Origin of the sequence: Streptomyces sp. NPDC006610 (assembly GCF_040611575.1) — a bacterium.
GTDB lineage: Bacteria > Actinomycetota > Actinomycetes > Streptomycetales > Streptomycetaceae > Streptomyces.
In genome coordinates this window covers 86,384-93,804 of the sequence record NZ_JBEXOP010000017.1, presented here as the reverse complement: position 1 = coordinate 93,804, position 7,421 = coordinate 86,384, and the positions used below count along the sequence as shown (strand labels likewise).

The window sequence follows — 7,421 nt, the reverse complement described above, 5'->3', positions numbered from 1 at the left end:
TCCTGCACCCGAAACTCCCACTCGCCAACTCGTCCACCGTGCTCCGCGGTCCGGCGTCAGTGCCGCCCGCCGTGATCGCCGCCGACGGCGTCCTCGGTCCGGCGCTGGTGCTCGCGGATGCGGTCCGTGGAGTCGGTGCGGGTCTTCTCGATGTTCTCCAGGTTCGCGATCGTCGCGGAGACCAGGCCGTACAGGGCGTCGTACAGCGTGGTGCTGGTGCCCAGGCAGTACTGGTTGTTGCGCTCGTAGACGGGGCGGACCTGGTGGGCGTAGTCGTCGGTCCAGCCGGGCCACTCCGTGTACGCCCGCTCCTGGTTGGTGAACTGCTCGCCCAGCTTGCGCGCCAGCTCCGGCAGCCGCTTCATCCGCTCGATGCTCGACCGGAGCGCCTCCGGGTTCGCTTCGTAGACGCCGCTCATGACCGGCCCCTTCCTCGTGTCCGTGCGTCGTCGGTGTCCTCGTGGATCTCGTCGCGCAGCCGGCTTCCGCCGCGCCGCCCGTGGCCGCCGCCGGCCTCCGCGTCCAGCGCCGGTCCGAAGATGCGCTCCCAGTCGACGTCGACGCCGCGCAGCTCCGGGACACCGGCGCTGGGCTCGGTCAGCGGGCGGAAGACGTCCATCACCTCGCGCGCCATCTGCGCCCGGCCCCGGCCGACCGCCTCCATCACCGAGGCGGCGAGCTGGGCGGCGTTCATCGAACGGTACTTGTTGTCCAGGAACTTCAGTCCGGTCAGCTCGCCGCCCGCGCCGACGGTGACCTCCACGGCCCGGTCGCGGGAGCGCACGGTCGCGGAGGCGGCGGCGAGTTGCTGCTCGGCGCGCGCCACCGCGGCCTGCACGGACTCCAGTTCGGCCATCGCCTTGGCGATGCGCTGCTCGATCGGTTCTGTCACGGGGTGGTCCTCCGCCGGTCCGTGGGGTTCATCGGCCGATGACGGCGGGCGCGCCGCCCTCGTCGGTGCCCCACACGTCGTCGTCGTCCTGCGCCCAGGCCTCCCGGGTGCGGTCGCCGCTCTGCGTCTGCGGCTGCCCGCCGGGGGCTCCCGCGCCGCCCGTCGGCAGGAAGGGGCCGGAGCCGGTGGTGGCGGTGGCACGGGGGGTGGAGACCCGTACGTCGTTCTCGTCCGGTACGGCTCCCCGCGGGAGGGAACCGGCGCCGTACCTGCCGCCGCTGCCGCGAGTGTGCAGGGACTGGCCGTCGTCGATGACGTTGCGGACGCGCTCGTTCTGGTTCTGGCCGCCCGCTCCCATGCCCCCCATGCCGCCCATCGGCATCCCTCCCATGGGCATGCCGCCCATGCCGACGCCGCCGGGCAGCGAACCGGTGTTCAGCGGCGTGCCGATGTCCGCGGCCGACGGGGCCGCGGCGGCGGCCGGGGTGGCGTACGGCGACTCGTACGGGGAGTCGGCGTCGTACAGCTCCTCCTCGTACGAACCGAAGTCGTACGCCGGGGACGAGTAGGAGGGCGACGTGTAGGAAGGGGTGAAGGAGGACGTGCCGGGGGAGCCGGGGCCGGCGCCGAGGCCGGGGAGGGAGGGCAGGTCGCCGGCCGAGCCGCCCAGATGGCCGGTGCTGACGGTGCCGTCCGGGCGGGTGGTCGTGCCGATGCCGGTGTCCGGGTCGACCGTGGTGGTCGTGCCGTCGGGGTACTCGGTGACAATGTTCCCCTCGGAGTCGAGGCGGGTCACGCTGCCGTCCGGGTTCGGGAGCAGGTCGCCGACGTTGAGCGGGCCGGTCTGGACGGTGCCGTCGGGATGGGTGACGGTCGCCGTGCGCAGCTCGGGGTCGATGCGGACGGAGCTGCCGTCGGGGTACTCGGTGACGAGGCGCCCGTTGTCGTCGAGGGTGGTGACGCTGCCGCCGGGGTTGGTCAGCGTGCCGTCGGCGTAGGGGTTGGCGGCGATCTGCTCGGGGGTCGGGGAGCCGAGGTCGCCGGTGTTGAGGTCGCCCGAGCCGAGGGAGAGGTCACCCGTGTCCAGGCCGCCCGAGCCGAGGGACAGATCACCGGTGTTCAGCTCGCCCGAGCCGAGCGAGAGGTCGCCCGAGCCGGGCAGGTCGCCGCCGCCCGGGTTGAGCAGCCCGCTCTGCTGGTAGGCGGCCTGGGCCTGCTGCCAGGCCTCCTCCTGCTTGCGCTCGGCCTCCTCCTGCCGCGCCTGCTGCTCGGCCTCCCGCTTCTCCTGCTCGGTCAGCAGCTGTTCCTGGCGCAGTTCCTGCTCGGTCCGGAGCCGGCGCTGCTCCTCCTCCTGGCGCTTCTGCTCCTGCTCGGCCTTCGCCTCCGCCTCGGCCTGCTTGGCCTCCTGCTCCTGGAGCCGCTGTTCGGCCCTGGCCTCGGCCTCCGCCTGCTTCTCCTCGGCCTCCTTCTCCTTGGCCTCCTGCTCGGCCCGGAGTTCGGCCTCCTTCTGCTCGGCCTTGGCCTCGGCCTCCGCCTGCTTGCGCTCCTGCTCCTTGCGGGCGGCCTCCTGGTCGGCGCGGGCCTGGTTGAACTGGCTTATCTGCAACTGCTCCGCGCGGGCCTGGGCCTCCTCCTGCTTGCGCTGCGCCTCCTCCTGCTTCTTCTCCTGTTCGGCCTGCTGCTGTTCGGCCCTGGCCTCGGCCTCGGCCTGTTTCTGCTCGGCCTCCTTCTCCTTGCGGTCCTGCTCCGCCCTCGCCTCGGCCTCCTTCTGCTCGGCCTTGGCCTCGGCCTCCGCCTGCTTCTGCTCGGCCTCCTTCTCCCGGCGCTCCTGCTCCGCCCTCGCCTCGGCCTCCTTCTGCTCGGCCTTGGCCTCGGCCTCCGCCTGCTTCTGCTCGGCCTCCTTCTCCCGGCGCTCCTGCTCCGCCCTCGCCTCGGCCTCCTTCTGCTCGGCCTTGGCCTCGGCCTCCGCCTGCTTCTGCTCGGCCTCCTTCTCCCGGCGCTCCTGCTCGGCCCTGGCCTCCTTCTCCTTGCGTTCCTGCTCGGCCTTGGCCTCGGCCTCCTTCCTCTCCTGCTCGGCCTTGGCGGCCTTCTCCTTCTCCTCCTGCTCCTTGCGATGGCGTTCGGCCTCGGCCCTGGCCCGCTCGGCCTCGGCCTTCTGCCAGGCCATGAACTCCTCGTTCTTCCTGTTGGCCTCCGCCGCGGCCTTCTCCGCCGCCTCCTTCTCCTTCTCGGTCTTGTCCTCCTGGTAGGAACTGGTGAGGTCCTCGTCACCGCGGGTGCGGACCGAGCCGAGGTCGATGTTCTTCGAGCCCCACTTGTTGTGGATCTCGTCCAGGGCGGCGTTGGCCGGTTCCACCAGGTTCTCGATGACGGACGCCTGCCAGTTCTGCACGGCCCGCTCCCCCACCGCCTTCCAGGTGCTCAGCTGGTCCAGCGGGCCGAAGTTGTCGTTCTTGCCGAGCCGGGTCGCCGTCTGGTCGAAGCCGCCCTGGGCGTGGTAGGTCGTGTAGTAGGTGGGGTACATGCCGCCGGAGCTGTTCACCTTGTACGTGATCAGCTTGATGTTGCGTTCCCACACATGGTCGGTGATCTCCACCAGCAGGTCGTGCAGCCAGCGCAGCGGGTTGCCCATGTAGAGCTCCCAGTGCGCCCACTTGGAGTGCAGCTTGAGGACGGCGTTGCGGAACGCCGTGCCGGCCTCGCGCAGTTCGTTGCCCTGCTTGGACCGGCCGCCGGCATAGCCCATGTCCTTGGCGTAGCCCTCGTACTGCCGGTTGATGGTGTGGATCAGGTTCCAGAACACGCCCGCGGCCTGGCCGCGCCAGGCGTCGTCCTGCTCGGCGCCCACCCGGCGCTGCCACTCCGCGACGGTCTTCTGCCGGTCGCTGAAGAACTGGCCGACCCGGTCGAAGGCGGCGGCGGCCGTGTCGAACGACGACAGGGCGACGGCCTTCTCGTTGGCGACGTTGATGCCGTTCCAGGAGAAGCCGTGCGTGCCGGTGGTGTTGTTGAGCAGCGCCTCCAGGGCGCGCCCGGTCCCGTAGGCGTACTGGGTGAGCGGGGCGGTCGTCCACACGGCCTTGTCGCCGCTGAGGCCGAGGTGGTTCTCGTACTGGCTCCTGAACTCCTTGCCCTCCACGACACCGCCCGCGGGGGGCGAGTCGGTGCTGTGGTTGCCGAGCATGGTGATGCGGGCCTTGTACATCGAGACCTGGTCGCCCGCGGAGGCGTTGTCGCCGCTCGTCATGTAGAACGGGATGACGAAGTCGGTGTTCTCGATGCGGTAACCGGCGTTCTCGACCCGCCAGTTGAAGTCGTTGGGATCGACGTAGTCGACGCTGCGCTGCTTGCTGATCTCCACCTTCATCTGCTTGATGCCCTCGTTGCCGAGGAGCTTGTCGAAGAGGGTGTGCCGCTGCGGCGCCTCGTACCCGGTGAACAGCGCCACCGCCTTCTGCCAGGCGTCATTGTCTGAGGTGAGCGGGATGACGTTTTCTTCGGGCACGGTGGGACTCCGTTGACGGGCGGTTGAGCGGAGGCGGAGATCGACGGCGGGGACCGGGGGTGGCGGACGTCGGACGTCGGGCGTCCCCTAGTCGTCGTCCTCTTCGGAGCTGCCGCCGAGGGAGTCGTCGACGTCCTCGAAGATGTCGAGCAGCTTGTCGCCGTCGATCTTGGCGAGGTTGTCGCCCTGGGTCTTGAACAGCTTGTCGATGCTGGTGCGCAGGTTGTCGTCGATGTCCTCGAAGAGCGTCTTCTGGTGCTCGATGATCAGGTCGATGGCCTTGATCAGCTCGGTGACGGCCGCGACGAGCGCCTTGCCGTTGGTCCGGTCGTCGTTCGCCATCGAGCCGATCGTCAGCGGGCGCACCGCGCCCGCCAGCGAGCCCTCGGGGATCTGGCCCTCGGGCAGGAGGTTCGCCAGCGCCGGGACGATCTCGCCGCTCGGGCCGATCCCGTCGTTGAGGATCTTCGTCAGCTCGTTGCGGAAGTTGAGGATGTCGTGGTTGAGGAAGTTTTCCAGCCAGGCCTTGTCGAGATTGACCGTGGGGGTGTCCGCCATGTCCTGCTCCTGCGGGGGCTGGTGCTGTCGCTGCCGGGACGCCGGACGGCCGGCCCGCCGTCGTACGCCGCGGCGGGCCGCCGCCCGGTCTCAAGGGTCGTGAAGGGGCCGGTTCAGCGACCGACGCGCACCTCGCTCCACAGCTGGGTGAGGGACTTCTCGCTGTACTGGTAGTTGCCGGAGACGTCCGTCAGCAGCCGGGAGTGGTTCTCCAGCAGGTTCTGCATCGCCTCGACGGCCTGGTTCCAGGCGGCCTGCTTCTTGTCGTAGACGGCGCGGTCCTCGCCCTCCCAGGTCTGCTTCAGCGCCTGGAGTTCGGCGTCCAGGTTGACCAGGATGCTGGCGATCGCCCTGGTCTGCTGCACCATGTCGTCCGCCGCGTTCGACATGTGCCGGTAGTCGACGTAGATCTGTCCGTCGGTGAAGTCGCTCATGTGGGGGCCTCGTCTCGCAACAGGTGGGAAAAGGGGCGGGGGATCAGCCCTGCAGCGCGTCGAAGATGCTCTGCGACTGGGTGTAGGCGTTGTTGATGGACTCGTTGTTGGAACCCTGGGTCAGGCCCTGGACCCGGAGGGTCTCGTTGAGGGTGTCCACCATGTCCCGGACGTTCCTGGAGATGATCTCGGCCTGGTCGTCCCACAGCTTCAGCAGGTCCTGGAAGGCCTTGCCGTCCGAACCCTTGAGGCCCGAGGCCAGGTTGAACTTCATGTTCTCGACGTCCTGCCGGCAGTTCTGGACTCCGGTGAACGCCGACTCGAGGGCCTGGATGCCGTTCCGTGTCGCCTGTTCCTCTGACTGCTGGAAGCCTGCCATGTACCGCACCTCCTGAGATGGTCACGCCGCTCGGCCTGATCTTCAAAGTTCAATCAGTTGATCAGACAGTAGCGAAAACAACGCGGTCATACTGGCATGACGCCTCGTCAAACGACCTTTGGTCGGCCGAATTTGAGCGAGTTTCATGTATCGGTAACGTCAGCGTTTCTTCGTCGGCGGGGCCGCGCCCGGCTCGCCCTTCCCGGGCGTCGCGCAGGGGACGGCCGTGCTCCGGCCGCGTCCGGCCACCGCCGCCTGCCGGCCGAGGTCGGGGCCGGTCGGCAGCATCGCCAGCAGCGGCGAGGGCAGCCCGCGCGCCTGGCCGGTTCCGTACCCCAGGGCGGCCAGCGACGCCGTGTCGGAGACCCGGTACTTCATGCCGGTGTCGGTCACCAGGTACACCGTGGCGCCGACGGCCCCGCCCCCCGCGCCCAGGGCGCGCACCAGCGCCCCGCCGCCCGGACGGACGGTGATCCGGTCGACGGGCACGCAGGCCGGGGTCAGCCCCTCGGGCGCGGGCTGCGCGGCCGGGCCGAGCGACCCGGCCGGGGCCAGGGCGACGCTGACCCTGGCACCCGTGCCGCCGCCCTCGATCCGGGCGCAGACCGTCCGGCCGCGCTCCAGTCCGGCGGCCTCGGGCGGCGTCTCGGGCAGGTCGGCGAGGTCGAGCGGCGGAACCGCGGCCGTATGGCCCTCCAGCGCGTCCACGCCCAGTTCGACGGCGGCGGGCGGCTGGTCGCGGTACGCCTTCTCCCGGGTGCGCGGGTCGCCGAGGAGCAGGGCGGCGCCGGTGGCGGTGAGGGGGGTCAGCCCTTCCCGGCGCAGCAGGTAGTAGCGGGCGTCCGAGCCGGGGGCGCTGACCTGGAAGACCTGGCCGAGCCGGGTCTCGCGACCGCCCAGTTCGGGACCCTCGGCGCCGACGCCGGGGACGTCCGGCGGGGACAGGTCCGGGCCGGCGGGGAGGGAGTTGAGGAAGGCCGCGGAGACCTTGACCCGGGAGGCGGTGTCGTAGCCGAGGGAGCGGGAGGCGCCGCGGTCGTCGTTCAGGCGCAGCCGGCTGCCCCGCCACACCAGGTAGTCGGCCCGGTCGGGCCCGGTCACCACCAGGGCCCGGCCGGCGCTCAGCCCGGCCCCGTCGGCGGGCGCTCCCACGGCGAGGACGGTGGTGACCTCGCCGGTGACGGTCCCCGAGCACACCTGCCAGGGCCCGGTGTCCAGGTCGCCGGCGGCGGGCAGCGCGTCGGGCGCCCCGGTGATGCCGACCGGTGCGCCGTGCGGGACGCCGGCCAGGGAGCGGGCGCCGACGGAGGCGACCGTCATCTCGGCGCCGGCCAGCAGGCGGGCGGAGGCGTAGTTGCGCACCGGGCGGAGCCGGCCGTCGAGATAGAGGTAGCGGGACCCGGTGTCCTTGTTGACGACGAGGGTGCCCGCCTCCTTCCAGGAGTCCTTGGTCCCGGGCTTGAACAGACCCAGCACGAAGGCGCCCGCCGCCAGCAGCACGGCGATCACGACGCCGATGGCGACGCCCCGGTTGGTCCTGCCCTGCGGGCTCTCCGGGGCGTCCGGGTCGCCGCGCAGCATGGCCGAGGTGAGGCGCCCCATGACGAACATGTGCGCCTGTACCTGGTCGCGCTTGGACTGCACCGCGTCCTC

7 protein-coding genes are annotated in these 7,421 nt (G+C 70.9%); all 7 read right to left on the bottom strand.

Going from position 1 to position 7,421, the window contains the following annotated elements; all coding sequences use genetic code 11:
• Positions 1-56 precede the first annotated feature (56 nt).
• Positions 57-419, bottom strand: a complete 363-nt coding sequence (locus tag ABZY13_RS16490) for a hypothetical protein (RefSeq protein WP_356631168.1) — start codon at positions 417-419, stop codon at positions 57-59.
• Positions 416-892: a YbaB/EbfC family nucleoid-associated protein gene (locus ABZY13_RS16485; protein WP_356631166.1), complete on the bottom strand. Its 477-nt coding sequence runs from the start codon at positions 890-892 to the stop codon at positions 416-418. Before ABZY13_RS16485 ends, ABZY13_RS16490 begins: the two co-directional genes overlap by 4 nt.
• Positions 893-920: 28 nt before the next feature.
• Entirely contained in the window at positions 921-4,397 is a 3,477-nt protein-coding gene (locus ABZY13_RS16480; RefSeq protein ID WP_356631164.1) for an AAWKG family protein, read from the bottom strand.
• An 87-nt stretch (positions 4,398-4,484) separates the two neighbouring features.
• Positions 4,485-4,955, bottom strand: a complete 471-nt coding sequence (locus ABZY13_RS16475) for a type VII secretion system-associated protein (protein WP_356631162.1) — start codon at positions 4,953-4,955, stop codon at positions 4,485-4,487.
• Positions 4,956-5,068: 113 nt separating this feature from the next.
• Positions 5,069-5,389, bottom strand: a complete 321-nt coding sequence (locus ABZY13_RS16470) for a WXG100 family type VII secretion target (protein WP_356631160.1) — start codon at positions 5,387-5,389, stop codon at positions 5,069-5,071.
• A 43-nt stretch (positions 5,390-5,432) separates the two neighbouring features.
• Entirely contained in the window at positions 5,433-5,768 is a 336-nt protein-coding gene (locus tag ABZY13_RS16465; protein ID WP_356631158.1) for a hypothetical protein, read from the bottom strand.
• A gap of 159 nt (positions 5,769-5,927) precedes the next feature.
• Positions 5,928-7,412 carry a type VII secretion protein EccB gene (eccB, locus tag ABZY13_RS16460; RefSeq protein WP_356631156.1) on the bottom strand — a complete coding sequence of 495 codons (1,485 nt, stop codon included), beginning with the start codon at positions 7,410-7,412 and terminating at the stop codon, positions 5,928-5,930.
• Positions 7,413-7,421: the final 9 nt, after the last annotated feature.

Excerpts from the sequence above, each read along its gene's own strand:
- ABZY13_RS16490 (WP_356631168.1), bottom strand. The coding sequence starts at position 419 with ATGAGCGGCGTCTACGAAGCGAACCCGGAGGCGCTCCGGTCGAGCATC.
- ABZY13_RS16475 (WP_356631162.1), bottom strand. The coding sequence starts at position 4,955 with ATGGCGGACACCCCCACGGTCAATCTCGACAAGGCCTGGCTGGAAAAC.
- ABZY13_RS16470 (WP_356631160.1), bottom strand. The coding sequence starts at position 5,389 with ATGAGCGACTTCACCGACGGACAGATCTACGTCGACTACCGGCACATG.
- ABZY13_RS16465 (WP_356631158.1), bottom strand. The coding sequence starts at position 5,768 with ATGGCAGGCTTCCAGCAGTCAGAGGAACAGGCGACACGGAACGGCATC.